Annotated in this window: 23 protein-coding genes and 1 pseudogene; 16 read left to right on the top strand and 8 right to left on the bottom strand. The window is 61.0% G+C overall.

What is annotated here, in order from left to right; translation table 11 throughout:
- Nucleotides 1-8 precede the first annotated feature (8 nt).
- Nucleotides 9-1,373 (top strand): MmgE/PrpD family protein, encoded by a 1,365-nt coding sequence (locus HFO71_RS28420; protein ID WP_221988731.1) that lies wholly within the window; start codon nucleotides 9-11, stop codon nucleotides 1,371-1,373.
- A 75-nt stretch (nucleotides 1,374-1,448) separates the two neighbouring features.
- Here the strand turns inward: HFO71_RS28420 and yghX are convergent, their stop codons facing one another.
- The gene (gene yghX, locus HFO71_RS28415; protein ID WP_077980076.1) at nucleotides 1,449-2,336 is read right to left on the bottom strand and encodes a YghX family hydrolase; all 888 of its coding nucleotides are present in this window, start codon (nucleotides 2,334-2,336) and stop codon (nucleotides 1,449-1,451) included.
- Between the two features lie 329 nt (nucleotides 2,337-2,665).
- Between yghX and HFO71_RS28410 the strand changes: the two genes are divergently transcribed.
- The 5 genes from HFO71_RS28410 to HFO71_RS28390 all read left to right on the top strand — a co-directional run bounded on the left by HFO71_RS28410 (nucleotide 2,666) and on the right by HFO71_RS28390 (nucleotide 8,082).
- Complete coding sequence (locus HFO71_RS28410) at nucleotides 2,666-3,823, top strand: Gfo/Idh/MocA family protein (protein WP_221988730.1); 1,158 nt, start codon at nucleotides 2,666-2,668, stop codon at nucleotides 3,821-3,823.
- Between the two features lie 13 nt (nucleotides 3,824-3,836).
- Nucleotides 3,837-4,721 carry a carbohydrate ABC transporter permease gene (locus HFO71_RS28405; RefSeq protein WP_221988728.1) on the top strand — a complete coding sequence of 295 codons (885 nt, stop codon included), beginning with the start codon at nucleotides 3,837-3,839 and terminating at the stop codon, nucleotides 4,719-4,721.
- The gene (locus tag HFO71_RS28400) at nucleotides 4,718-5,575 is read left to right on the top strand and encodes a carbohydrate ABC transporter permease (RefSeq protein WP_003553169.1); all 858 of its coding nucleotides are present in this window, start codon (nucleotides 4,718-4,720) and stop codon (nucleotides 5,573-5,575) included. Before HFO71_RS28405 ends, HFO71_RS28400 begins: the two co-directional genes overlap by 4 nt.
- A 73-nt stretch (nucleotides 5,576-5,648) precedes the next feature.
- A complete protein-coding gene (locus HFO71_RS28395) occupies nucleotides 5,649-6,854 on the top strand; it encodes an ABC transporter substrate-binding protein (protein WP_017958116.1) in 1,206 nt (401 codons plus the stop codon).
- 94 nt (nucleotides 6,855-6,948) lie between these two features.
- Nucleotides 6,949-8,082: an ABC transporter ATP-binding protein gene (locus HFO71_RS28390; protein ID WP_072641704.1), complete on the top strand. Its 1,134-nt coding sequence runs from the start codon at nucleotides 6,949-6,951 to the stop codon at nucleotides 8,080-8,082.
- Between the two features lie 176 nt (nucleotides 8,083-8,258).
- Here HFO71_RS28390 and HFO71_RS28385 read toward each other — a convergent pair whose 3' ends face one another.
- Nucleotides 8,259-9,155, bottom strand: coding sequence for a LysR family transcriptional regulator (locus tag HFO71_RS28385; RefSeq protein WP_221986262.1), 897 nt, complete (start codon nucleotides 9,153-9,155; stop codon nucleotides 8,259-8,261).
- A gap of 133 nt (nucleotides 9,156-9,288) precedes the next feature.
- On the opposite strand from HFO71_RS28385, the gene HFO71_RS28380 reads away from it, so the two are divergent.
- The 4 genes and pseudogenes from HFO71_RS28380 (at nucleotide 9,289) to HFO71_RS28365 (ending at nucleotide 12,542) form a co-directional block, all read left to right on the top strand.
- Nucleotides 9,289-10,275: an MBL fold metallo-hydrolase gene (locus tag HFO71_RS28380; protein ID WP_221988726.1), complete on the top strand. Its 987-nt coding sequence runs from the start codon at nucleotides 9,289-9,291 to the stop codon at nucleotides 10,273-10,275.
- A gap of 100 nt (nucleotides 10,276-10,375) precedes the next feature.
- Nucleotides 10,376-11,020, top strand: a pseudogene (locus HFO71_RS28375) (ABC transporter ATP-binding protein); the annotation flags it as partial.
- Between the two features lie 231 nt (nucleotides 11,021-11,251).
- Nucleotides 11,252-11,629, top strand: a complete 378-nt coding sequence (locus HFO71_RS28370; protein WP_025397571.1) for a VOC family protein — start codon at nucleotides 11,252-11,254, stop codon at nucleotides 11,627-11,629.
- A gap of 19 nt (nucleotides 11,630-11,648) precedes the next feature.
- Nucleotides 11,649-12,542, top strand: a complete 894-nt coding sequence (locus tag HFO71_RS28365) for an arginase family protein (RefSeq protein ID WP_221988724.1) — start codon at nucleotides 11,649-11,651, stop codon at nucleotides 12,540-12,542.
- A 251-nt stretch (nucleotides 12,543-12,793) separates the two neighbouring features.
- Here the strand turns inward: HFO71_RS28365 and HFO71_RS28360 are convergent, their stop codons facing one another.
- From HFO71_RS28360 to HFO71_RS28340, 5 genes are all read right to left on the bottom strand, one after another.
- On the bottom strand, nucleotides 12,794-13,378 hold the full coding sequence (locus HFO71_RS28360) for a dihydrofolate reductase family protein (RefSeq protein WP_077980069.1): 585 nt from the start codon (nucleotides 13,376-13,378) through the stop codon (nucleotides 12,794-12,796).
- A gap of 108 nt (nucleotides 13,379-13,486) precedes the next feature.
- A complete protein-coding gene (locus HFO71_RS28355) occupies nucleotides 13,487-14,560 on the bottom strand; it encodes an RNA polymerase subunit sigma-70 (protein ID WP_206112632.1) in 1,074 nt (357 codons plus the stop codon).
- Between the two features lie 226 nt (nucleotides 14,561-14,786).
- Entirely contained in the window at nucleotides 14,787-15,887 is a 1,101-nt protein-coding gene (locus tag HFO71_RS28350) for a D-TA family PLP-dependent enzyme (protein WP_077980068.1), read from the bottom strand.
- Nucleotides 15,888-17,363: a M81 family metallopeptidase gene (locus HFO71_RS28345; protein ID WP_077980067.1), complete on the bottom strand. Its 1,476-nt coding sequence runs from the start codon at nucleotides 17,361-17,363 to the stop codon at nucleotides 15,888-15,890. It abuts the gene before it with no gap.
- 30 nt (nucleotides 17,364-17,393) lie between these two features.
- On the bottom strand, nucleotides 17,394-17,876 hold the full coding sequence (locus HFO71_RS28340) for a hypothetical protein (RefSeq protein ID WP_077980066.1): 483 nt from the start codon (nucleotides 17,874-17,876) through the stop codon (nucleotides 17,394-17,396).
- Nucleotides 17,877-17,987: 111 nt separating this feature from the next.
- Between HFO71_RS28340 and HFO71_RS28335 the strand changes: the two genes are divergently transcribed.
- From HFO71_RS28335 to HFO71_RS28315, 5 genes are all read left to right on the top strand, one after another.
- Complete coding sequence (locus HFO71_RS28335) at nucleotides 17,988-18,377, top strand: RidA family protein (RefSeq protein WP_077980065.1); 390 nt, start codon at nucleotides 17,988-17,990, stop codon at nucleotides 18,375-18,377.
- 21 nt (nucleotides 18,378-18,398) lie between these two features.
- Nucleotides 18,399-19,262 (top strand): MurR/RpiR family transcriptional regulator, encoded by an 864-nt coding sequence (locus tag HFO71_RS28330; protein ID WP_077980064.1) that lies wholly within the window; start codon nucleotides 18,399-18,401, stop codon nucleotides 19,260-19,262.
- Nucleotides 19,263-19,285: 23 nt separating this feature from the next.
- Nucleotides 19,286-20,062: an SDR family oxidoreductase gene (locus tag HFO71_RS28325; RefSeq protein ID WP_077980268.1), complete on the top strand. Its 777-nt coding sequence runs from the start codon at nucleotides 19,286-19,288 to the stop codon at nucleotides 20,060-20,062.
- Between the two features lie 61 nt (nucleotides 20,063-20,123).
- On the top strand, nucleotides 20,124-21,323 hold the full coding sequence (locus HFO71_RS28320) for an MFS transporter (RefSeq protein ID WP_131640598.1): 1,200 nt from the start codon (nucleotides 20,124-20,126) through the stop codon (nucleotides 21,321-21,323).
- A 96-nt stretch (nucleotides 21,324-21,419) separates the two neighbouring features.
- Nucleotides 21,420-22,622 (top strand): ROK family transcriptional regulator, encoded by a 1,203-nt coding sequence (locus HFO71_RS28315; protein ID WP_221988723.1) that lies wholly within the window; start codon nucleotides 21,420-21,422, stop codon nucleotides 22,620-22,622.
- Between the two features lie 59 nt (nucleotides 22,623-22,681).
- Here the strand turns inward: HFO71_RS28315 and HFO71_RS28310 are convergent, their stop codons facing one another.
- Nucleotides 22,682-23,596 carry a DMT family transporter gene (locus HFO71_RS28310; RefSeq protein WP_131640600.1) on the bottom strand — a complete coding sequence of 305 codons (915 nt, stop codon included), beginning with the start codon at nucleotides 23,594-23,596 and terminating at the stop codon, nucleotides 22,682-22,684.
- Between the two features lie 152 nt (nucleotides 23,597-23,748).
- On the opposite strand from HFO71_RS28310, the gene HFO71_RS28305 reads away from it, so the two are divergent.
- Entirely contained in the window at nucleotides 23,749-24,612 is an 864-nt protein-coding gene (locus tag HFO71_RS28305) for a helix-turn-helix domain-containing protein (protein WP_478385036.1), read from the top strand.
- Nucleotides 24,613-24,622: the final 10 nt, after the last annotated feature.

Genomic DNA, 24,622 nt, shown 5'->3' with positions numbered 1-24,622 from the left:
TTTCGTCAATGGCCACCATTCTCCGGAAGATCGCGGAACAGGTCCTGTCGCGAACGACGTTCTCAAACGTCGCCATGGACCGGGCAAAAGATGCCGTGGTGGATACCATCGGCTGTATGATTGCAGGCAGCAGCGATGAAAGCGTTGCCGCGCTCACCCGCGCCTTCGACGGGGAAATCGCCGAAGGCGGCGCAGCTCGGCTCGTCACCGGCGGCTCCGCCTCGCCCTCTTTCGCCGCACTCATCAACGCAACGGCGGCTCATGCGCTCGATTTCGATGACAATTTCCATCCGGCGAGAGCGCATGCTTCCGCAGTGCTGGTGCCTGCGCTGCTGGCGGTTCTGACGAGCGGCAAGGCGGCAAGCGGAAGACGGTTTCTCGAGGCCTACCTGGCCGGGCTGGAAGCGCAGGCGGCGGTCGGCTTTGGCGTCAACCCCTCTCACTACAACAGGGGCTGGCACGCGACGGCGACGGTCGGCAGCATCGGGGCTGCGGCTGGCGTGGCACGGCTTCTCGGCGCCGACGAAGAGAGCCTAATCGCGGCGATGAGCCTCGCGACGAGCTTCGCCTGCGGCCCGAAAGGGCAGTTCGGCACGACCGCCAAACCGCTTCACGCTGGCATTGCCGCGCGCAATGCCGTGGACGCGGCGCGCATGGCGCTTGCGGGCATGAGCGGGCGGCCGGATATCCTCGAGCGGCCGCAAGGCTTCCTCGATCTTTTCGGCGGCGATGATGCCAAGGGCTGGGAGGGACTGACATTCGAGGAGGAGCATATCATCGAAAGCCGGGGCGTGGTGACCAAGCGCCATCCCTGCTGCGCCTCCACCCATCGCGCCATCGACGCGCTTCTGGATCTGAAGCAGGAGCATGGGCTTTTGGCGGACGACATTGCCAGGATCGAGACGAAAGTCGGCATATCCGCTGCCCGCAACCTCGCTTATCCCGAGCCCACCGACGAGATGCAGGCCCGCTTCTCAATGCAATATTGCCTGGCGACAGCTTTGCTCAAAGGCTCCCTTAGCCTTTCGGACTTTACACGGCAGGAGATTGGGCGAGCGGAAATCCGGGAATTCATGCCGCGCATCGAAATGCAGTCCTATTCGGCTGACGAGGAAAAAGGCGTGGAGCGCCTCCCGCATGTCGTCACGGTCACGATGCGCGACGGGCGCATTTTGAACAAGTCTCGCTTGCATGCGAAGGGATCGCTCGAAGCGCCGATGAGCGTTCATGAACGTGAAGCCAAATTCATGGACTGCTTGCGCTGGGGAAATCGGAATGTGTTCGGCGCCTCTTTCCTGCAGCTTCGCAGGCTTGCCGATTCTGAAAACCTGTCCGGCGACGATCACTTCTGGAGCCTGATCGCGGACTGTTAGTCGCCTTGACAAGCCGCGGGACGGAAAAGCGGCGGGGAATGGCTCCCCGCCGCAGCTCGTGCAAATCCGGCCTTCTCAGGCGAGGTATTTCGTAAACCAGTCGACCGTCCGCTGCCAAGCGAGCTTGGCTGCCGCTTCGTCGTAGCGGGGCGTGGAATCATTGTGAAAGCCGTGATTGACGTCCGGATAGATGTGGGCCTCGAATGTTTTCCCCGATGACTTCAGCGCAGCTTCATAGGCCGGCCAGCCTTCGTTGATCCCCTTGTCCAGACCGGCATAGTGGATAAGCAATGGCGCCTTGATCTTCGGCACGTCTTCGGCGCGCGGCTGCCTACCGTAGAACGGCACGGCTGCGGCAAGCTCCGGATAGGCCACCGCCGCAGCGTTGGCGACGCCGCCGCCGTAGCAGAAGCCGGTGATGCCGACCTTGCCTGTGGTGAGATCGTTGTTCATCAAGTATTCGACCGCCGCGAAGAAGTCGTTCATCAGCTTTTCTGGGTCGACTTTCTGCTGGAGTTCGCGTCCCTTTTCGTCGTTGCCGGGGTAGCCTCCGACCGAGGTGAGGCCATCCGGCGCAAGAGCGATGAAACCCGCCTTTGCCACGCGCCGCGCCACATCTTCGATATAGGGGTTCAGACCTCTGTTCTCGTGCACGACCACCACAGCCGCAACTTTGCCGGTCGTGTTTTTTGGGCGGACGAGATAGCCGCGGACATCGCCATTTCCCTTCGGAGAGGGGTAGGTAATGTATTCGGCTGATATATCGGGGTCGGTGAACTCGACCTGGGTCGCCAGCGCATAGTCAGGGCTCAGCGATGAAAGAATAGCGGCTGCCGTAACGCCGCCGACGGCGAATTTGCCGGCCCGGTCGAGAAACTCGCGCTTGGTAATCCTCCCATGCGCGTAGTAATCGTAGAGTTCGAGAAGTTCCTGAGGGAAATCCTTGGCTGTCATACGGGTCATGATGGCTCCTCCTGCCTACGGGTTGTCGCCTCATCCTACACACGTAAACTCGCGGCTCTTTTCAACATTTCGCGAGTTCCGCGTGAGCTTGCCGGGGCGATCGTCGACTGCACCACAGTCGCTGTATTCGCCGCCCCCGGCGTTAAGAGATGCGCACACTTCGCTTGTGCAATCCGTGTCCGGCCGGTCGCAGCCGGCAATCGACCGCCGGCTATCGATCTATGAAAATTAATTTCATGCTTGCGCTTCGATGCCCGTTTTCTATTGACGCCTCCCGATTTTTGTCCCAACTTAAAGAAAATAAATTACTAAATGGGAACCTGATCGGCATGAAAGTGGGAATCATCGGGCTAGGATTCCGGCTCGGCTATCTCGGCTATGTTTTCAAGGCAATCGATAGCAGCTTCGACATTGTCGGCTATGTGGATCCGGAACCCGCCGGACTTCCCGGATTGACGGAAAAGGGAATTTCAGTCGGCAAGGCCTATGGTTCGCCGGAAGAACTCCTCGCCTCCGAAAAACTCGATCTGCTGATGATCGGCTCCCCCAATCACCTGCATCTCGACCATATCAGGCTCGGGCTCCAAGCCGGTCTCAAGGTCTTTTGCGAAAAGCCGATCGTCACGACGATCGCCGAAAGCATCGAGCTTGCCCATCTGATGGCAAAATTCGGTCATGAGCGACTGATGGTCGGTCTCGTGTTGCGCTATTCTCCTCTTTATAAGGACCTCCGCGCCATCCAGGCCGAGGGCAAGCTTGGTCAGATCGTGTCGATCGAGGCCTCCGAACATATCGAGCCTTATCACGGCGCTTTCTTCATGCGCGACTGGCGCCGCTATGAGCGCTATTCCGGCAGCTTCATGCTGGAGAAATGCTGCCACGACCTCGATCTCTATAATGGTGTCGCCGGCGCGCGGCCGGAGCGCGTCGCAAGTTTCGGCGGCCGCAAGAGCTTCACTCCGGCCAACGACCCGGCGCGCGAGGGTATCAACGACCTCGAGCTTTTCCACCGCAAGCCGAGCGGATGGATGGGATCGGACAAGGTCTTCGACAGCGATGCCGATATCATCGACTATCAGGTGGCCATCGTCGAATATGCCAATGGCGTCGGCATGAACTTTCACACCAATCTCAACGTGCCCGACCAGTTCCGCCGTTTCGCCATCATGGGCTCGCGCGGCATGGCCGAAGGCGATTTCGTTCGCGGCTATCTCGACGTTCACGAACAGCTGACCGGCAACAAGGTGGTCGAGAACAAATATGCCGCCACCGAGCTTTCTCAGCATTATGGCGCCGATGAACAGATGGCGAGCGACCTGCTTGAAAGCGTACGCACCGGGCTCGAACTTCCTGTTTCCACCCTGAATGCACTCGAAGCCGGCATCCTCGCCCTGGCGATGGACGAAGCGAGGATGAAGAAAGCTGTCGTCGATCTCAGACCCGTCTGGGACCGCTTCGACGAAGCCCTTCACGCAAGAGCGGCTTGAGGGGGGCGGCAGGATGAGTGTTCAAAGAAGCACCTTCATCTTCGCTTGCATCCTTCTTCTTCCGGCTGTGCTCTATGTTCTGGCGATCGTCGCCTATCCGCTGGTCGATACCTTCATTCTCTCCTTCACCGACGCGTCGCTGAGGAAGACCACCAACTGGGTCGGCTGGGCTAATTACGAGAAGATCTTCAACGAGCGGTTTGCGGAAGTGATCATCCGCACCTTCGTCTGGACCTTCTTCTCCGTTGCCCTGAAAATGGTGATCGGCACCTTCGGCGCATGCATGCTGAATGCCGCGGTCCCCGGCCGCTCGCTGTTCCGGCTTTTGACCATGCCGCCGTGGATCGTGCCGATGGCGATCGGCATCTTCATGTGGGGCTGGATGTATAATGGCCAGTTCGGGATGATATCGGGCCTGTTGCAGCGCTTCGGTCTCGTCGACGGACCGGTCGCCTTCCTTGCCTACGGAAGTACCGCCTTCTGGGCAACGATCATCACCGACGTTTGGATCGGCGTGCCACTGGTGACGATCTACTTCCTGGCAGCGATCCAATCCATTCCGAAGGATCTCTACGAGGCCGCCTGGACCGACGGCGCCGGCCGCTGGTACCGCTTCCGCCGCATCACGCTGCCGCTGATGGTTCCGGCGATCATCACCATGTCGATGCTCTCGCTGATCGCCACCTTCAACTCGTTCGACATCATCTGGATCCTGACGCAGGGCGGACCGAGCGGCGAGACGACGACGATGATCATCGATACCTATCAGACCGCGATCGGCTCGAAGAAATACGGTGAAGGTGCAGCGCGCGCCGTTTCGATCTGCATCTTCCTGTCGCTCTTCTGCTTCGCCTATTTCCGCGTCACCCGCCGCCTCAATCCGGAGAAGCGCGCATGAGCAACGCAGCCATGATCGACCGTTACCGCTGGTGGGAAATCATCCTGATCTATTGCGGCATCGCGCTGTTTCTTTTCTTCGTGCTGTCGCCCTTCGTCGAAGGTTTCCTGGTTTCGCTGAAGCCGCTCAGCCAACTCTTCTCCTCGCCCTATCGTTTCTGGCCGGAGAACGGCTCGTTTGAAGCCTACCGGACGATGTGGATCAGCGTGCCGGGCTTCGGGCGCTATATCTTCAACTCGTTCTTCATCTCGATCATCGTCACGCTGATCGTGCTCTGCCTCGTCATTCCAGCGGCTTATGCCTTTGCGAAGTTCGAATTCAGGGGCATGGGCATCCTGCTCGGTGCCTTCCTGACGGTGAACATGTTTTCCGGCGCCGTGCTGTTGATCCCGCTCTTCCGGCTGATGCGCAGCATCGGCGTGCTCAACACCTATCTCGCCATGATCGTGCCGGGCGTCGCCTTCCTGATCCCCTCGGCGATCTGGCTGCTGCGTACCTACATGATCCGTATCCCGCAGGAACTCAACGAAGCGGCCTACATGGATGGCGCCAGCCATTTCTACACGCTGCGCCGGGTCATCCTGCCCATTGCGATGCCGGGGATTATCGTCGTCGCCATCACCACCTTCATCGGCGCTTACGCCCAGCAATTCATCTTCGCGCTGACGTTCAACTCGAAGACCGAATACATGCCCTTGCCGGTGGGGCTCTTTGCTTACTTCGGCAAGCAGGAGGTCATCTGGAACGAACTGATGGCGGCTTCCTTCGTCGGTATCGCGCCGGCGATGGTCGTCATCTTCTTCCTTCAGCGCTACCTTGTCGGCGGGCTGACCGCCGGTGCGGTGAAACAATAAGACCAAAAAACGAGTGAACAGCTAACACAAGAATGGGAGTCACGACGTGAGCATATCAATCAAGACAGGCCTTATGGCGCTCGCCCTGCTCGGTTCGACGGCACTGACCGCCGTCACTGCCCAGGCGGCCGACAAGGAAATCAGCTGGATCTATTGCGGCGACACGATCGACCCGGTCCACACCAAATACATCAAGCAATGGGAAGAAAAGAACGCGGGCTGGAAGGTCGCCCCCGAGGTCGTCGGATGGGCGCAGTGCCAGGACAAGGCAACGACGCTTGCCGCCGCCGGCACGCCGGTGGCGATGGCCTATGTCGGCTCGCGCACGCTGAAGGAATTTGCGCAGAACGACCTGATCGTTCCGGTGCCGATGACGGACGACGAGAAGAAGACCTACTATCCGAACATCGTCAACACTGTGACCTTCGAGGGCACGCAGTGGGGCGTTCCGATCGCTTTCTCCACCAAGGCGCTTTACTGGAACAAAGATCTTTTCAAGCAGGCCGGCCTCGATCCCGAGACGCCGCCGAAGACTTGGGCTGAAGAAATCGAGATGGCGAAGACCATCAAGGAAAAGACCGGCATTCCCGGCTTCGGTCTCTCCGCCAAGACCTTCGACAACACGATGCACCAGTTCATGCATTGGGTTTACACCAACAACGGCACGGTGATCGATGCGGACGGTAAAGTTACGCTCGACAGCCCGCAGATTCTCGCCGCGCTGAAGGCCTACAAGGATATCGTCCCCTACTCCGAAGAAGGCCCGACGGCCTACGAGCAGAACGAAGTCCGCGCCATCTTCCTCGACGGCAAGGTGGCGATGATCCAGGCCGGCTCGGGTGCAGCCGACCGCCTGAAGGCGACGAAGATCAGCTGGGGCATTACCACGCTGCCGCTCGGCCCCGACGCCAAGGGTCCCGGCACGCTGCTGATCACCGACAGCTTGGCGATCTTCAAGGGCTCGGGTGTCGAGGACAAGGCGACGGAATTTGCCAAGTTCATCACGTCGCCGGATGTGCAGTCCGAATATGAACTGCAGGGCGGCGCCGGCCTCACACCGCTGCGTCCGTCGCCCAAGGTCGATGAATTCGTCGCCAAGGATCCGCACTGGAAGCCTTTGATCGAAGGCATCAGCTACGGCGGCCCGGAGCCGCTCTTCACCGACTATAAAGGCTTCCAGAACTCGATGATCGAGATGATCCAATCCGTCGTGACGGGCAAGGCCGAACCGGAAGCCGCGCTCAAGAAGGCGGCGGGCGAAATCGAAGCCTTCAAATAAGCCCCTCGGGCTCTCTGGGATCGCGGGATGTGACATCCGCGATCCCTTCCCTGACGATGAACGCGCGACCAAGGCCGCCGGTGGAGACAGATTTTTGGGACAACTCCTTCTCAACAAAGTTCAGAAATTCTATGGCGATTACGAAGTTCTGAAGGGCGTGCAGCTCGAGGTGCGGAACGGCGAGTTCGTCGTCTTCGTCGGACCGTCGGGCTGCGGCAAGTCCACGCTCTTGCGCATGATCGCAGGTCTCGACGCGACGACCGCCGGCGACATCGTCATTAATGGCGTCAGGGTCAACGATCTGCCGCCGGTCAAGCGCGGCATCGCCATGGTGTTCCAGTCCTACGCGCTTTATCCACACATGACGGTCTTCGAGAACATCGCCTTCCCGCTTCGGGTCGAAAGGATGGAAGAGGAAAAGCTCAAGGCCAAGGTGGAGAACGCGGCGCGCATCCTGCATCTCGAACAGCGGCTGCAGCAGAAACCCGGCATGCTGTCCGGCGGCCAGCGCCAGCGCGTCGCGATCGGCCGCGCCATCGTGCGCGAGCCAAAGATATTCCTGTTCGATGAACCGCTCTCTAACCTGGACGCAGCACTTCGCGCCGACATGCGTATCGAGCTTGCCAAGCTGCACAGGCAGTTGAAGGCGACGATGATCTATGTGACGCACGACCAGGTCGAGGCGATGACCATGGCCGACCGTATCGTCGTGCTGGATTCCGGCGACATCTCCCAGACGGGCGCGCCGCTGGAGCTTTATCACAAGCCTGCAAACCAGTTCGTCGCCGGCTTCATCGGCAATCCGAAAATGAATTTTCTTCCCGTGACCTGCAAGGGCGTCAGCGCCAATGGCGTCGAGGTGGATTATCAAGGCCAGACAGCCGTTCTGCCCGTGACGCCGCGCGACGGCATGGCCGGCAAGGCTTTGACGCTCGGCATCCGGCCGGAGCATATCCAGCTTGGCGGCGGCGATATCGTCTTTACCGTGACCCCGACGGTCATCGAGCGCCTCGGCGCAAATACGGTCGCCTATGCCTCGCTCAACGGAGAGTCCGAGAATTTCTGCGCCATGCTGCCGGGCAGCGTTGGCATCCGTGCGGACGCGCCGGTCGCGACCGGCATCAATGCCGCAGATTGCCACCTCTTCGACGAGGCGGGCATAGCCTTCGAGCGGCGCGTTGAGCTGACCGAAATCGATATGAACGTGATCAACCCGACGGCGGCTTGAACCGACTGGCTCCGTTTCAGAGGTTCGGGCGTCGGCAGTATGGCGGCGTTGCGCCTCTCGTTCAGCGATTTCTGGGGCGACATGTTACGAACTTAGGAAAGGCCAGCCGCGCCCCGAAGCATTCGGACCGTTTCGCGTGACTGTCATCAACCGAGCCGCGCCCGGCGACGAGCGCTTTAGTCCGCAACCCGCGCGCGTAGGCGGGGCAATATCCAATCGAGGAAGCAGCGCACCTTCAGCGACAGCGGATCGGCTGGTCCATGCATCACGTTCACAGGTAGCGGTTCCGGCGCGAACTCCGTCAGCAATTCCTGCAGAGCGCCGGAGCGCAGCTGATCGGAAATCTGGTAAGACAGTACGCGGATAATGCCGATACCGGCCATTGCAGCCTGAATGGCCGCCTCCGTCGTGTTGACCGCGAGTTTGGGGTGCGGCTCGATGGCGAAGGCCGGACCGTCGCGGCGGTAGCGCCATTCCGGCGCGGTCGCAAAGCCCTGGAAGCTTATACCGTCATGTCGTGCGAGGTCTTCCGGCTGACGCGGCACGCCTCGCCGGGCCAGATATTCGGGGCTGGCGCAGATCACCCGGCGGACACTGCCGACGCGTGTTGTGATCAGGGCACTGTCCGTCAGGTGGCCAATTCTAAGAGCCACGTCAACCTGCTCGTCCGCCAGATTGATCTGCCGATCGACCAGCGTCAGGCGCAGGTTGATATTGGGTTGCTCCTTCAAGAATTGCAGCGAGATTGGCAGCAGATGACGCTCGCCGAAGGCAACAGGTGCGGTCACATGGAGCCCGCCACGCAGCGCCCCATGGTCGCCGCTCGCCTGCCGCTCGGCCGCGTCCAGCTCCTCAAGGATACGGCGTGAGGCGGCGACAAAGGCGCGCCCCTCTTCGGTCAGCGACAGGCCCCGACGAGTGCGCAGCACCAAGGGCACGCCGAGGTGCTTTTCAAGATCGGCGACCTTGCGGCTGACCGTGGCAAGCGGGGCACGCAGTTGCCGCGCCCCGGCAGAAAGGCTGCCGGCATCGACCACCGCCAGCAGTACCGACATCGCGTCAAAACGATCCATGCAATCCTTCCGTTATCTGAGAGGAATGTTCCCAAAATGGAAGGATAGCCTACTGTTTTTGGATATCATAGCCTCACGTCGTTTCACCGGCGTTGTTCGGTTTCCGGTATTGCCAATGATCAGGAAGGACGTCATGCCCAAACTTTCGCGCCGTGCCTTTGCAAGCGCTCTCCCACTCGGCTTGCTCGGGGGAAGCCTCTTCGGCGGAGGAATGATCGAAGACGCGTCCGCGCTTGCCGCGACACCGGCTACGGCCAAAGCGCCGGTCAGCATTACGCCGCTCGCGCAGATCCGCATCGGTCGTTTCACGGTGACGGCGTTGACGGACGGCTATGCGGATATGCCCTATGATTATTTTCCGGGGCGAACCGCGGCGGAGGTCGAACAGGCGGCAGTCGCGCAGTTCACCGCCCGCGCGGGCGGGGTGCGGTTCCTGTTCAACCAGTATCTCGTCGAGGATGGCGAACGTCGCATCCTGATCGATGCCGGTGCGGCAGGCTCGATCGGGCAGACCGGCCAACTGCCGCAGGCGCTCGCCGCGCTCGGCCTGCAGCCCGACCAGATCGACGCGGTGATCGTTACGCATATGCATCAGGACCACATGGGCGGTCTGATCCTCGGAGGCAAGAACAACTATCCCAAGGCGGAACTCTATATAGATCGCCGCGACGTCGCCCATTGGACTGATCCGGCCAAGCGCAGCGGCGCACCCAATTATCTGCAGACCAGCTTTAAGATGGCCGACGAGGTCGTGCGCCTCTATCCGAGACTTCAGGCGATCGACGGAGAGCGAGAAATCGTGCCGGGCGTCTCAATTGTCGACCTGACCGGCCATACACCCGGCCATATCGGCGTGCGGGTCGAAGATGGCGGACAGAGCCTCATCATGGTCTCGGATATGATCTTTCCCGTCGTTCATCCTGGGGCGACCGACGTGTTCTTCCTGTTCGAGCAGGATCCTGCCGCGGCCAAAGCCATGCGCGACCGGTTCCTTCCTCGCGCCGCTTCGGAAGGCGCGCTCATCGCCGCCACGCACATGCCCTTCCCAGGGCTCGGCCGTGTCGTCGCCGACCGCGGGCAGATGCGTTGGCAGGTAGCGGATTGGGCCCTGCAGAACTGAGGTCTGCTTGGCGGTCGCAAGGGCAGTGATCGCCATGACCGCTTCCGTGGGGCTGCGCCGCGATAAAGCCGCGTCCCCTCAACCGCGGGCCCGCGACATTCTCGATGCGGCGTTGCGTGCCGCCATGCCCATCGCGCTCGCCAAGCTGCACAGGCAGTTGAAGGCGACGATGATCTATGTGACGCACGACCAGGTCGAGGCGATGACCATGGCCGATCGTATCGTCGTGCTGGATTCCGGCGATATCTCCCAGACGGGGGCGCCGCTGGAGCTTTATCACAAGCCCGCAAACCAGTTCGTCGCCGGCTTCATCGGCAACCCGAAAATGAATATTCTTCCCGTAACCTGCAAGGGCGTCAGCGCCAATGGCGTCGAGGTGGATTATCAAGGCCAGACAGCCGTTCTGCCCGTGACGCCGCGCGACGGCATGGCCGGCAAGGCTTTGACGCTCGACATCCGGCCGGAGCATATCCAGCTTGGCGGCGGCGATATCGTCTTCAAGGTGACGCCGACGGTCATCGAGCGCCTCGGGGCAAATACGGTCGCTTACGCCTCGCTGAATGGAGAGTCCGAGAATTTCTGCGCGATGCTGCCAGGCAGCGTCGGCATCCGCGCGGACGCCCCTGTCGCAACCGGCATCAATGCTGCAGATTGCCACCTCTTCGACGAGGCGGGCATAGCCTTTGAGCGGCGCGTCGAACTGACCGAAATCGATATGAACGTGATCAACCCGACGGCGGCTTGAATCGACCTGCTCCGTTTCAGCGGTTCGTCCTGCCAGGTCGATTCCAGGGAGCGACATGACACGCGAAGCGATTGCGGCCGCCCGCCAGTAGAGTTCGGGTGATTTTCAGTCCACCGACGTCGTTGGGCAATCTCACTCCAGATACCAGGGTTCCAACCCATTGCGGAGCTTGTCATTGAGGGAACAATGACCAAAAGCTGCCGTTAGGGGACAAAGCTAGCGGAGGTAATTGTGATCCACCATGTCTCGGTTGGGACGAATGATGTTGCGCGTTCGAAGCGCTTCTACGACGCCGTTTTGCCCATCGTCGGCATTGTGCCGATGGCCGAGGACGAAGGTGGACTTGGTTACGGCAGTGGTACGTTTCATTTCAGCGTCCAGGTTCCGATTGATGGAAAACCAGCGACCGTGGGCAATGGCACTCATATCGCCTTTGCTGTCGAGGACCGTTCGATGGTCAATCGATTTTACGCAGCCGCACTGAAATATGGCGGCAGCGACGATGGCGCTCCGGGGCTGCGGCCGAGCTATGATGCGAACTATTATGGTGCCTTCGTCCGCGATCCGGACGGTCACAAGATCGAGGCCGTGACCTACTCCGCAAAATGACTCGCTAACGGAGGCGCGCATGCCAACCCTTCCCTATGCAATTCTCGAAGCCCCCTCTACGCTGGGCTTGGCGACCGAAGGTGTGGAGCGCTTGCCCGACCAGCTCCTGGCCCTCGGACTTGCGGAGCGCATTCATGCGCACCGAGCCGAGCGGCTGGCGGTGCCTCCGAAGGACCCTATGCCCAATCCCGAGACCGGCATCCTGAATGCCAGGGCAATCGTGGCGTGGTCGCCCAAGCTCGCCGACGCGGTGGAAGCGGTGCTTGACTCCGGCAGATTTCCGGTTGTGCTGGGCGGCGATTGCACGATCCTAATGGGCTCGATGCTCGCGTTTCGACGGCGCGGCCGCTACGGCCTGTTCTTCATCGACGGCAACGCCGATTTCTTCCAGCCCGAGGCGGAGCCCCATGGCGAGGGCGCCTCGATGGACCTTGCCTTGGTCACCGGTCGCGGCCCGTCGCTCCTCACCGACATCGAAGGGCGCGGTCCTTTGGTCCGTTCCGAAGACGCCGTCGCCTTCGCATATCGCGATCATAAGGATCAGGAGGAGTACGGAAGCCAGCCGCTTCCCAAGGAGCTCAAGGCGATTGACCTTCCCGCCGTGCGCGCGATGGGCATCGAGGCGGCCGCGCGCGAAGCAGTCGACCACCTGACGCGAGAGGAATTAGACGGCTTCTTCATCCATCTCGACGCCGATTGCCTCGACGACGTCATCATGCCGGCTGTCGATTTCCGCGTGCCGGACGGGTTGTCATGGGTCGAGCTAGAAACCGCGCTTCGGGTTGCCTTGGCGAGCGGCAAGGCAGTCGGTATCGAGATCACCATCTACAATCCGCGCCTTGATGAGGACGGCAGCGCCGGCCGCGGCCTGGCCGACGTACTAGCCGCAGCGCTCGGAGCAGCAGCGCAATGAACACGGCGAGCACGTCTGTTTTCCGCCGCGGTCACACATGGCAGACCTTCCGCCACCGGCCCGCTCTGGCCGTAAAGGCCGGTGGAGACACTTCCTAAGAGCAGACGTTCCCTCCGAGGCGAGTTTCCCGACCCCGCGCTACTCGCCTATGCTGGAAAGGCACTTCATCGAGCTGTTCCAGTTTCTCCGGCAACGCGGCCGCCCCGACGGCGTCCGCAAACAACTGCGATGCGTGGTGATCCAGCAACGCGTCAGTGCGCCCGGCAGTCGTAATGCAAGGCTGCTATATCCGAGCCTGCGAGCTTGCGCTGGCCCAGCAGCTTGAACGGCGCACTCAAGCCAGGCTCGAATGTACGCACGCCCTCACCCAACACGACGTTGCCCACCAGAAGGTGAAACTCGTCGACAAAGCCATGCGCAAGCAAGTTATTGAAGAGAATACTGCTGCCAAAGATCAGCAGGTCGTCACCGGCCTGAGCCTTGAGTTCAGCCAGCCGCGCATGCACGCGTGTCCTGCTGACAACCTCGGTGCCGGCCCAAGGAGAGGTTTTTGCCAGAACCAGCGTGTCGCTGGCGACGAGCTTGCGTGCAGCGTCGACACGCTCGGCGATCTCGCTTTGCACCGGGTCGTTGGTCGGACTGCGATCGACATTCGGCCAATAGGCCTCGAACATGGGGAACGTGACTGCACCGAAGAGCAGCGTGCCCGCGTTGCGCAAGAGTTCAAGATTGTGGGCGTCGAACGCCTCCCCCATTGGCAGCATGTCAAGCCGGCCATCCGGGCCGGCGCAGTAGTTGTCGAGGGAGCTCAGAATGCTAACGACGAGCTTGGCCATCGCGAATGTCCTTCTGCTGAACGAGTGATGCAGTCCCGAACCTTTCGGGCCTGTCGTTCCCTTAGAGACATAGCGATGCGGAAACTCATCGCTCCGTGGCGAAAATTCCTAGTGAAACTCGTCGCACATTCCGAACCGGCTGCAGACTGCAGGGTCAAGAAAGCTGTCGATGGCAGTAATGTGGCCGTCGTACACGCTCAGCAGCACGACGCCACCCGGCCGGAAGCGGTCGTCACCAGCTTGCTTCAGATAGCAGGCGAATCCGGGCTGGCCGTTGCCGCGTAAAGAGTGGAGCCGCCAGGGAGTCTCGAACACGCGTTCTGCGAAGAATTTTCCGACAAACTCGCGACCACTGAACCATGCCGGCAGCGGCGGCATTGTGAAGCGGACATCATCGGCTAGTAGGTTCACCATTGCTGTGACGTCGCGGCGTTCCCAAGCGGATACGAAGGCATGCAGCAGGAGTTCGAGCCCCTGCGCATCAACTTGCAGCATCTCGCTCGACTGCACGGTTGCGGGCTTCTTCGCCCTCACCGTTTGTCGAGAGCGCTGCAGCGCACTGTTGACTGAGGCCACGGTGGTTCCAAGGATGTCGGCGGTCTCGGTGGCCGAGTACCCAAGCACCTCGCGTAGCAGCAGTACGGCGCGCTGCGTGCCGGGCAAGTGCTGTAACATGGCAACGAATGCAAGTCCTATGTATTCGCGACGCAGCAGTATCGCTGCTGGATCTTCGTTGGGCGCACTCCCGTACAGCAGTTCGCTATCCGGCATTGGTTCCAGCCACACAGGCCCCTGCACCGGCTCGCCCAGTTCGGCTGTGGACCGAAGCGGCGGAGCGAGATCGCCTGACGCTAGACGCCGAGGGCGTCTCGAAATCATGCGAAGGCAAATGCGCGTGGCGATGCTGTTGAGCCACGTGCCGAGCGAACTGCGTGCCTCGAAAGACCCTAGGCCACGCCATGCACCCAGTAGTGTCTCCTGCAGAGCATCGTCGGCATCAAAGGGCGAGCCGAGCATGCGATAGCAATGCGTGTGTAGCGGCTTGCGATAGGGCTTCATGAGCTGGTCGAATGCCGATGTGTCACCAGCTCTTGCTTGCTGCAGCCACTCGCTTTCAGCTGGATCGGCCGCGTTCTTTACCACCACCTGTCGCACCGTGTGCTGTGACATGTCGAAGACCATGGGTTGGGCGCGCTATGGCCAGAATATTCGCTCTCCGATGGGCACCTTAGTCTGGACGTTCGCTTCCGAGAAGGTACGTATCTTACCGCTGCGAGCTTCCCCGACTGGCACATGACGTCACGCTTGCCGCTATTTGGACGCCAGGAGCCGCCTGATCGCGAGTAATTCATCGACAGCCGCGGCCTTTGGCGATCAGGGCCATTTCGCCCTCAGCCGCAACCGCCTCCTACCAGACGAGACCGCGGGCCGCGACATCCTCGACGCGGGTGACGATGCCGCCCCGATGGAAGACCATCGTATCGAACAGATTGGAGACCACACAGGTATGGTTCGGGATGATGAAGAGCTTCTGGCCGATCTGCGGCCGGGGGCCGGTGCAATTCGAAAGATCGATCACGCCGTGTTCTTCCGAGAGGCTGCTGATCCGCGCCTCTTGATAACCGACGATCAGGCCGTAATCGCTAAAACCCTGAAGATCCGATGTCAGCGCCTTCGAACCGGCATCGATGACGGCGCGGTCGGCGTTTGGCCGCGACACGACGGTCGCCAGCACGTGCATGGCGCAATCGTCCTCGGTACAATGGCCCATGCGCACCATCTGGCGATCATTATAGATATAGGTGCCGGCGCGGTGTTCCGTGACTGAGGTGACGAGATGCGCCTCGAAGAGGCTGGGCGTCCCGCCATTGCTGACGATCGGGCAGGTTATGCCTTCCGATGTCAGTTGTTCGAGTGCCTCGGTGATGAAGGCTTCGACGGCGGCGGCCGATTGCGGCTTCGGGTAGGTCACGATGCCGCCGAAGGTGAGGCCGTCGGCAGCGGCGATGCGCCTGGCGAGCGAGGCCGCCTCACCCGGTGTCTGCACGCCACAGCGGCCGCCGCCGGTATCGCATTCGACCAGCACGTTCAGCGGCTTGTGGCCGGAGAAATGTGCTGCCAGCCCGTCGACCGTCACTTCGCTGTCGGCGACGACCTTGAGGGCCGAAATTCTCTCGTTCAACCTGGCCAGCCGCTCGAGTTTCTGCGGTCCGAGGATGTTGAAGGTGATGAGGATGTCCTCGAAGCCGGCTTCGGCAAAGACTTCGGCTTCCGTCACCTTCTGGCAATTGATGCCCTTGGCGCCCGCGGCAACCTGCGCGACGGCGAGAGCCGGGATCTTATGCGTCTTGATATGCGGGCGGAAGTTCAGCCCGTGCTGATCCATATAGGATTGAACGCGGTCTATGTTTGCCGCCAGCCGGTCTTCGTCGATCACAGGACGCGGCGTCGACAGATCGGCGATTCTGTCGCCTGCCTTGGCGATGACGGCAAACCGGTTGTCATGCATCTAGGCGGCTCCGCGTTCTGGTCCGTGTGGATCGGCGACGATCGGCCATATGGTCTTCGGTGCCCGCCGGTACGGCGTCGTCGCCGGATTATTGGGATAGGGCGTTCCGGCCGAGCAGTAAAGGATCTCCGCCGCGATCTTCGAGAAGGACGCGAAGAAGTGGTTGGTGGATTTGATCACCAGGATCTTCTGCCTTGCGGGGTCGACGCCCATCGCCGAAAAAAGGCTCGGATCGAAGCTTTGAGCGCGCGTCGAATTGAGGATAATGTCGATGCCGTCAAGCACGATATGTGCGGCATCGCCGAAAGGTGCGAGGCTCTCGCCGAACTGCATCTCTGCATTCTTCACCAGCTTGACGATCTTGACGGTGCCGTCGACGGGATTGCCGGTGCCGGGCGCCGACTTGGCGCCGAAGCGCAACGGAATTTCCGCCCCCTCGCCCGCCGCAAAACAAATCTGGACGGCCATCGGATCCCAGATGGTGCCGATCGCAGCACTCGTGACGCCGCGGGCCATGAGCTCCCCGAGGATAACAGTCGCATCCCCTGCTGTGCCGCCGCCCGGATTGTCCCAGACATCGGCGATAACGACCGGCCATGCGGTGGCAGTCATCGCGCGCGCGACGGCTTCTTTCTCGTCGATCTGCGGAACCATGAAGGTGCCGCGCTTCGAAAACAGTTCAAGGCCGAGTTCGCGCGCCAAATCCGCGCCCTTTTCCGGCTTATTGTCCGTCACGACAAGCAGCTTCGTTCCCATTTCGGGAACGTCGCCCACCATGAAGCCGTGGATCACCGAAATCGACAGGATGTCCGGATCATCCTTCTCGATCTGCATGATCTTGTCGACGAAGGAGCGCATGGGTTCGCGCGATGTCGGGAAGACGTCGATCATCCGGCAGTCGAACACCGACATGACCGGCCTGACATGGCCCTCGAGCGTCTCGACCGCAATGCGCCAGAGGTCCTCGGCGCGGTCGACGAAGTCCGTGTGCGGAAACTCTTTGAAATAGACGGCGAAATCGAGAGCGGCGACGCGTTTTGCGGTGAGATGGCTGTGCGGATCGAGCTCGGCGCAGATGAGGACATCGGGCCCGACGATCTCGCGGATGCGTGAGAGAAGATCGCCTTCCGTATCCTCGTATCCGGCTGCCACCATGGCGCCGTGCAGACCCATGACAACGGCGTCGACAGGCATCGCCGCATTGAGTTGGCCGAGGATTTCGTCACGCAATTCCTCGTAGGTCGCCCGGTTGACGAGGCCTGCGGGGTCGGCCCAGGTGGCGGTTCCCTCAATCAGTTCCCAATCCTTTTCCCGGGTGACGCGCCTTCCGACGGTGATCGGCGCAGTGCACAGCGTCGGCGTTTCGGGATGTTGACCGGGGGGTGCATAAAGCGAGGCTTCGAATGCGCGGCGATCCACGCAGATCGGGGAAAAGGTGTTGGTCTCGGTCGCCAGTGCCGCCGTGAAAATGCGCAAGTAAGTCGCTTTCGTGTTGTCGGCTCTGCTCTACCCCATCGGGTTCGGCAGGTAGCCGGTGAAACCTGAGATTTTCCAGCGTCCTCGGTGAAGCCTGCAATAATAGAGCGTCTGCCATTGCAGGACGTCCCGGGTATCGTCGCTCTTGGTAATGCCGCCGTCGAATTTCTTGCGAACGAGGGCCATTTCGCCCTCGATTTCGATATCCTCAAGGGTCGTTGTGGTGAAGATCGCCGTGCGCGCATCTTCTGCGAAACTCTGCTCGGCGAAATCGTTTGCCTGCCTCAGCCATTCCTGGCGATAGGCCGACAGCGTCGGAAATGCCAGACGCCACCTGTCGGGGCTGACCTGCTTCTGGGCATCGATACCGATAAAGCCCTCTTCGACGAAGTCATGTTCCACCATCGACCAATCGGCCGCCAGAAACGCATCGATATCGCGCGCAACGAGCATTTCCCAGATGGCATGCCGGGCGCTGTCGGACGGGAATGGATTCTGGAAAGGATCGCGCATATCAGCCCAGGATTGAAATTCTTTTCATAAATCGCGTTTTTCACTGGTCAAATTCTGCTTTCTATGGTCACTTGTCAACTTATCAAGAAAATAATTTGCAAGGACTCCAGCATGCCGATCAAGCGCTATGGCACTGTTCAAACGGGCGCCGGCGGCAAGGCGCTGCCTTTCGCACGTGCGGTCGAAGCCGACGGATGGCTGTATGTTTCCGGCCAGGTTGCGATGGAAAATGGCGAAATCATCGACGGCAATATTATCGCCCAGACCCACAAGACGATTGCCAACATCCTTTCGATCCTCGATGAGGCCGGATACGGCGTCGAGGACGTCGTGCGCGTCGGCGTCTGGCTCGATGATCCACGCGATTTCTGGACCTTCAACAAAATCTATGAGGAGTATTTCGGCGAACATCCGCCGGCACGCGCCTGTGTGCAATCGTCGATGATGGTTGATTGCAAGGTTGAGATCGACTGCGTGGCCTATAAGAAGAAGGACGCATAGCGAGCCATCGGGGGGACGGGTTTGGATATCTTTTCGACGTTGCAGGAAGATAGGGGTCGGCTCTCTCCCTCCGAGAGCCGCATCGCGGAGATCATTGTCAACGACTTCGAATTTGCCGTGAATGCCTCGATCATCGAGCTGGCGGAACGGGCCGAGGTATCGCCGCCGACCGTCACGCGCTTTTGCCGGCGGCTCGGCTGCGAGAGCTTTTCCGACTTCAAGGTGCAGCTTGCCCGCACCGCCCATATCGGCGTTCGTTATCTGAAACCGGAATCGAAAAGCACCGATCCGGCCGATGTCGCCCAGGATATCATCACGAAAGCCCAGAACGCGCTCTTTCTCCTGCACCGGTCACTCGATCTTACCGCGATCGAAGCCGCCGTTTCGCATATCGCCAAGGCCGATATGATCTATGCGTTCGGGTCGGGCGGCAATTCGTCGATGATTGCCGACGAGCTCCAGAACCGGCTCTTCCGTCTCGGGCTTCGTATCACCGCAAGTTCCGACCACAGCATGCAGCTGATGATGGCTGCCGCGGCAAGACCCGGCGACGTGTTGATCGGCTCGTCCTTCTCGGGGCGCAATATGGAGCTGGTGCGCGCCTTCGAGCTTGCCCGCCAGACCAAGGTGAAGACGATCGCGCTCACCCAGACGGCCAGCCCGGTTGCCAAGGCGGCCGAAATCGTCGTGGCGATCGACCTTCCCGAGGGCCACAATATCTATCGCCCGACCTCGACGCGCATAGCCTACATCGCGACGATCGATATCCTGTCGAGCCTGGTCGCCTATGCCGTTCAGCCGAAGGCGACGACCACGCTTCGGCGTATCAAGCAGCAGCTTGTCATTCACCGTGACGGCGACGACCGGCAATTGCTTGGAGATTGAGGGTCATGAACGGGAGCTACGGAATGACGCAGTCGATAGCCATCGTTACCGGCGCTGCAGGCGATATCGGCGCGGCGATCGCGGCACGGCTCGCCGATGACCACGACGTCGTGTTGCTCGCCGACATCGATGCCGCGGCCGCAGCTGCCGTGGCATTGAAGCTCGGGCCGGACAATCGCTTCATCGCCGTCCAAAGCGATGTGACCAGCGAGACGAGCATCGCCGAATTGGCAAGACGCGCTGCCGACGTCGGCGTGGTTCGAACCCTGGTCAACAATGCGGGTGCTGCCCGCGCGACCAGCCTGCATGAGACGACGCCCGAGATCTGGCGGGCGGACAATGCGCTTAATCTCGAAGCGGCATTCTTATGTTTCCGCGCATTCGAGCCCATGCTGAAGGCCTCGAGGGGTTCGGTCGTCAACATCGCCTCGGTCAACGGCATGCATGTCTTCGGACACCCGGCCTATAGCGTCGCTAAGGCAGGCCTTCTGCATTTTACCCGACTGGTCGCCGTGGAATACGGCAAGTTCGGCATCCGGTCCAACGCCGTCGCGCCCGGTACGGTAAAAACGCAGGCCTGGGAAGCACGCGCGGCAGCCAATCCCAACGTTTTCGAGGAAGCGTGCCGCTGGTATCCGCTGCAGCGCGTCGTCGATCCGAAAGATGTCGCCAATGCCGTGGCCTTCCTCGCTGGTCCCCTGGCCGCAGCGATATCAGGCGTCTGCCTGCCTGTCGATTGCGGCCTCACGGCCGGCCAGGCCGAACTCGCGCGGACCTTTTCACAATCGGAACATTACTGAAACCCTGAGGAAGACAAGAGGGGCAGGTTGTGAAGCCGGCTTACGTCTGATCGATGACCGCATGAGCCGACTTTTTCCCGACGTCTTCCGCAATCCGGCGATCCGCGCCTGCATGATCGCCATTTTCACCTTCGGGATGGCGGGGGCGATGACCGCACCCTACCGCTCGATCATCGGCATCCGCGAATTGGGCTTGAGCGACGGCCTCTATTCCTTCCTGAGTTTCGTCTCCGCGGCGGTGAACGTCGTCATCAGCATTCTGCTCGGCAATCTCGCCGACCGGCTGGGTGAGTACCGATCGACGATGATCGGCGCCTGCCTCTTCGGCATCGTCGGCTACGGCATGGTCTACGCCTCTCCAACCGCGGCCGTCTTCGTCATCAGCGGCTTGCTGCCGCTGCCGATCTACGGGGCGCTGAACTCGCTGCTGTTTGCCAATGCGCGTGCGGCGATGCACGGCATGAGCCGAAGCGAGATGGTGACGGCCAACGCCGGCGTGCGCGCGATGATCTCGCTGTCCTGGGTGCTGATCCCCGGCATCACCGGCCTGCTGCTGTCTGGCGCATCGAGCATGCTGCCGGCCTACCTCTTTGCCGCCATCTCGTGTCTGGTCTGCCAGGGCATCATCCTGTTCGCCTTGCCGAAGCGGGCGGCGACGGAGATGGCAGCAGTTCATCATCTCACCTATCTCGGTGCGCTTCGCCAGGTGGTCTCGCCGCGAATATCCGCGCATATTTGCGGGGTGGCGCTGATCACCAGCACGCTGCATCTCAATGACGCCCTGCTGCCATTGATTGTCACCGGTGCCGCGCATGGCAGGCTCAGCGATGTCGGCATTCTCGTCGGCATCGTCGCATTGCTGGAGGTCGTCTTCATCATCATCTGGTCGCGGATCGCCCGGAAAACCGGCCAAATGACGGCGCTTGCCGCCGGCACCATCATCTACGCCGTCTTCCTCAGCCTTCTCGGCCTTGCCTCTGAGCCGTGGCATCTCTATGCGCTCACCGTGCTCGCCGGCATCGGAGCGGCGGCGATCATCAGCTTTCCGATCACCTATCTGCAGGATCTGATTGCCGACCGACCGGGGCTCGGCAGTGCGCTGATCTCCGTCAACATCTTTGCCAGCGCCGGCATCGGCGCGCTGGTTTTTGCCGCCGGCACCTACGTGACCGGCTATTCTGGAACCGCCATCCTCAGCGCCGTCACAGGACTATCGGGGATAGCGCTCCTCGGCTTTCTGCAGAGACACCATGCCCATTGAGCCGATGCCACGGCAAACAGGACGTGACGAAGAATGGAGCTTTCATCGGTGTTCGTCTTGTGACAAGGGTGATGCTGCATTTCCTTTGAAGGCGACATGAAGGCAATCTCCGGCACGAATCTCGAGCAGGCCAAGTCTCACAACCGGCGTGTGGTGATCGAGGCTGTCCGCACCAACGGTCCCTTGTCGCGCGCGGCAATCGCCCGGATGACGGCGCTGACTGCTCAGACTGTTTCGAATATCGTCGAGGAACTGGAGAGATCGCACCTTCTCGTTCCGTCCGAGGCGCAGAAGCTGGCGCGCGGCCAGCCGATCATCCCTTACACCATCAATCCGCGCGGCGCCTATTCGATAGGCCTCGAACTTGGCCGCCAGCGCGCAAGCGGGGTCCTGACGGATCTCTCCGGCGCCGTTTGCGCGCGCATCGAACGCCACGTCGAACATCCCGATCCGCAAAGGGCGATGCCGGCTCTCCAGTCCATCGTCGAGGATCTTCAGCAGGCCTTCACATTCGACCGCCAAAGGCTGCTCGGCGTCGGGATGGCTCTGCCCGGCCGCTATGCCGATGGCGGCACCACATCGCTCAGCCCGCTAAACCTGCCCGGCTGGCAGGGTTTTCCCGTCGGGCATGAATTGGAACAACGGGTAAAGGTGCCGGTGCTGGTCGAAAACGATGCGACGGCAGCAGCGATCGGCGAGCGTCTTCATGGCGTCGCCCGCGGTTTGGGCAGCTTCGTCTATCTGTTTCTCGCAGGCGGCGGCGGCATCGGCGCCGGAATGTTCCTTGACGGCCACCTCTACAAGGGCAGCCGCAACAATGCCGGCGAGATCGGGCATATCATCGTCGAGCCGCATGGCAAGCTCTGCAGCTGCGGCAAGCGCGGCTGTCTGGATCGCTACGTGTCACCGGCCGTCGCCTATGAATTCATGGGCATTGCCAATGCCGAGGAGCTGTCGCCCGACGATCTCGATGCGCTGATCGCCAACGGCGGCGAAGGTCTCGACGCCTGGCTGGATCAGGCGGTCCAGCCGCTGCGGCAGACCGTCGATTTTCTGGAACTTGCCTTCGATCCTCAGACCATCGTGCTCGGCGGCAGCATATCGACCTCGCTGATGCGGCGGCTTGCAGAGCGGCTGGAGCCGCTGCACACCCCGATCGACCCCAACCAGAAGCGGACCAATCCCCGCGTGATGATCGGCATGACCGGCAAGGATATGGCAATCCTGGGCGCAGCCGCCCTGCCGATCTTTTCCGAAACCAATCCGCGCTTCGACGTCCTGCAAAAGCCGCTCAGCTAGTACACCTCCGCCCGGGGAGATTGCCGAGGCCGGCTTTTCATCCGCCTGCTTGCAGCCCCTTATCCGCCTGCCGGCAGCCTCGCATCCGACTGCGGTAGGCGACGGGCTAGAGGTCGCGCAAAGATGACCACATTGCCGAGAAGCGTCAGCGCCAGGCCGATCAGGCCCAGACCGCTCCAGTGGTAGCCCTCAAAGACCGTCGACAGCGACAGGGCGACGATCGGGAACAGGACGGTGGCATAGGCGGCGCGCGAGGAGCCGATGCGGGACACCAGCATGAGGTAGGTGGTGAAGCCGATCACCGATCCGATCGCCGCGAGATAGAGCATGGCGGCAAGATAGGTGATGTCAGGCGGCGCGACGATCGGCGTTCGCGTCACGGCAATCAGGAAGAGGAGGACGATCGCTCCATAGGTCATGCCCCAGGCATTGGCGGTCAGCGGTGAGATTCCGACCGCGCTGTTTCGACGCGATGCCATATTGCCCAGCGAGAAGAACAGCGTGCCAAGCGCAGCGAGCCCGATCCCTTTCAACGTGCCCATATCGAAATCGAAGACAATGTCCTGTCCGAAAAGGAGGAGAAGGCCGGTTGCTCCGAGTGCCGCTGCGAGAAGTGTGCGGCCGGTAATGCGGTCGCCGAAGAAGAGGCGCGCATTGACGGCATTGTAGATCGTTGCGAGCGAGAAGATCACGGAGATTAGGCCGGACGGGATAGAGGCGGCGGCGTTGTAGAAACAGATGAAATTGAGACTGAACAGGCAGAGCGCTTGCGCAAGGATGAAAGGTTGATCGCGCAATGCAGGGAGCTTGAGCCGCCGCATGGCAGCCAGGATGGCGACGAGGATCACTGCTGCGACCGCAAATCTGTAGAAGACCGAGACCAAGACCGGCACGGGACCGACCTGCATCGCAATGGCGATCCAAGTCGTCCCCCATATGAGGACGGTCGCGATGAAGAGAGCGGCATTTGCCATGGAGTGATCCTCGTTTCCCCGACCAATATGCGAGCCGTGAGCAGGTCTCTTGCAGATTCTTGCTATGAAATCGATTTGCCCGGACTTCCGGCTCGCCATGCGGGTCGTCCGCCGGTAATGTTCGCGCGGCATGGTCATGTGGGGAAGAATTGGTGAAATATAGTCACCCCTCGGTTTTCAGGTTTTTGTCCGCATCTCCCACTGCACGGATGTCTCAGTCCATCGATTTGGGTTTCGGGCGATCAGCCGCTATCTGGAGCAATGCACAAGACAGGATGAGCTATCAGCGGCCGAACGGTCATACGTTCAGTCTTTATCTGAGAGGCGGCGCCGGAACGCGTCGTCTGGATGGCAGCCCTGGCGCGCGCGGCCGTCCGGGGGTCCTGTGCATCATGCCACAGGAGCACTCGTCCGAATGGGAAATCACCGACTTCTCCGAATTCGTCCATCTGTATGTTCCCGACGATCAGATGCGCCGGATGTTTGCCGAGACGTTTGACCGCGATGCGCGGCTCATGGCTCTTCCCGAATTAACATTCGCGGATGCACCCGCCTTGGCGCGCACACTTCGGCAGATGACGAAAGCGATGTTGGCGGGCGGTCATCTGCTGGCTGAAGAAGCGATGACGCAGGCGATCAACGATTTCTTCGTTGATCCGCGTTATGGAGGGATGCGCCCCTGCGCGATCAGCGGCGGGCTCGCTCCTCATGTCCGGCGCCGGAGTCTGGAGTATATCGAGGCCCATCTCGGTGAGACAATCCGCTTGCAGGATCTGGCGGCGATCGGGCAGCTCAGCGCCTTTCATTTTCAGCGGATGTTCCGGGCAAGCTATGGTGTGTCCCCGCATGGCTGGGTGGCTCACCGGCGTGTCGAGCGCGCCAAATCGATGTTATCAGCCATGGACCCAATCGCACAGATCGCTTCGGCCTGCGGCTTCAGCAGCCAGAGCCACATGACACGGGCATTTAAGTTGGGCACAGGCGTCACGCCCTCTGCCTACCGGCAACGCCAGTGAAGCCCCTTCG

The sequence above is a fragment of the Rhizobium laguerreae genome (genome assembly GCF_019778565.1).
Classification (GTDB): Bacteria; Pseudomonadota; Alphaproteobacteria; order Rhizobiales; family Rhizobiaceae; genus Rhizobium; species Rhizobium laguerreae.
The sequence above is the reverse complement of the archived record's forward strand: the minus strand, read 5'-3'. Positions and strand labels throughout refer to the sequence as shown.

Coding starts and splice junctions, on each gene's coding strand:
- HFO71_RS28360 (WP_077980069.1), bottom strand. CDS start 13,378: ATGGCCAAGCTCGTCGTTAGCATTCTGAGCTCCCTCGACAACTACTGC.
- HFO71_RS28315 (WP_221988723.1), top strand. CDS start 21,420: ATGAAGGCAATCTCCGGCACGAATCTCGAGCAGGCCAAGTCTCACAAC.
- HFO71_RS28310 (WP_131640600.1), bottom strand. CDS start 23,596: ATGGCAAATGCCGCTCTCTTCATCGCGACCGTCCTCATATGGGGGACG.
- HFO71_RS28380 (WP_221988726.1), top strand. CDS start 9,289: ATGCCCAAACTTTCGCGCCGTGCCTTTGCAAGCGCTCTCCCACTCGGC.
- HFO71_RS28340 (WP_077980066.1), bottom strand. CDS start 17,876: ATGCGCGATCCTTTCCAGAATCCATTCCCGTCCGACAGCGCCCGGCAT.
- HFO71_RS28400 (WP_003553169.1), top strand. CDS start 4,718: ATGAGCAACGCAGCCATGATCGACCGTTACCGCTGGTGGGAAATCATC.
- HFO71_RS28350 (WP_077980068.1), bottom strand. CDS start 15,887: ATGCATGACAACCGGTTTGCCGTCATCGCCAAGGCAGGCGACAGAATC.
- HFO71_RS28420 (WP_221988731.1), top strand. CDS start 9: ATGGCCACCATTCTCCGGAAGATCGCGGAACAGGTCCTGTCGCGAACG.
- HFO71_RS28320 (WP_131640598.1), top strand. CDS start 20,124: ATGAGCCGACTTTTTCCCGACGTCTTCCGCAATCCGGCGATCCGCGCC.
- yghX (WP_077980076.1), bottom strand. CDS start 2,336: ATGACCCGTATGACAGCCAAGGATTTCCCTCAGGAACTTCTCGAACTC.
- HFO71_RS28355 (WP_206112632.1), bottom strand. CDS start 14,560: ATGGTCTTCGACATGTCACAGCACACGGTGCGACAGGTGGTGGTAAAG.
- HFO71_RS28410 (WP_221988730.1), top strand. CDS start 2,666: ATGAAAGTGGGAATCATCGGGCTAGGATTCCGGCTCGGCTATCTCGGC.
- HFO71_RS28365 (WP_221988724.1), top strand. CDS start 11,649: ATGCCAACCCTTCCCTATGCAATTCTCGAAGCCCCCTCTACGCTGGGC.
- HFO71_RS28385 (WP_221986262.1), bottom strand. CDS start 9,155: ATGGATCGTTTTGACGCGATGTCGGTACTGCTGGCGGTGGTCGATGCC.
- HFO71_RS28335 (WP_077980065.1), top strand. CDS start 17,988: ATGCCGATCAAGCGCTATGGCACTGTTCAAACGGGCGCCGGCGGCAAG.
- HFO71_RS28395 (WP_017958116.1), top strand. CDS start 5,649: ATGGCGCTCGCCCTGCTCGGTTCGACGGCACTGACCGCCGTCACTGCC.
- HFO71_RS28325 (WP_077980268.1), top strand. CDS start 19,286: ATGACGCAGTCGATAGCCATCGTTACCGGCGCTGCAGGCGATATCGGC.
- HFO71_RS28405 (WP_221988728.1), top strand. CDS start 3,837: ATGAGTGTTCAAAGAAGCACCTTCATCTTCGCTTGCATCCTTCTTCTT.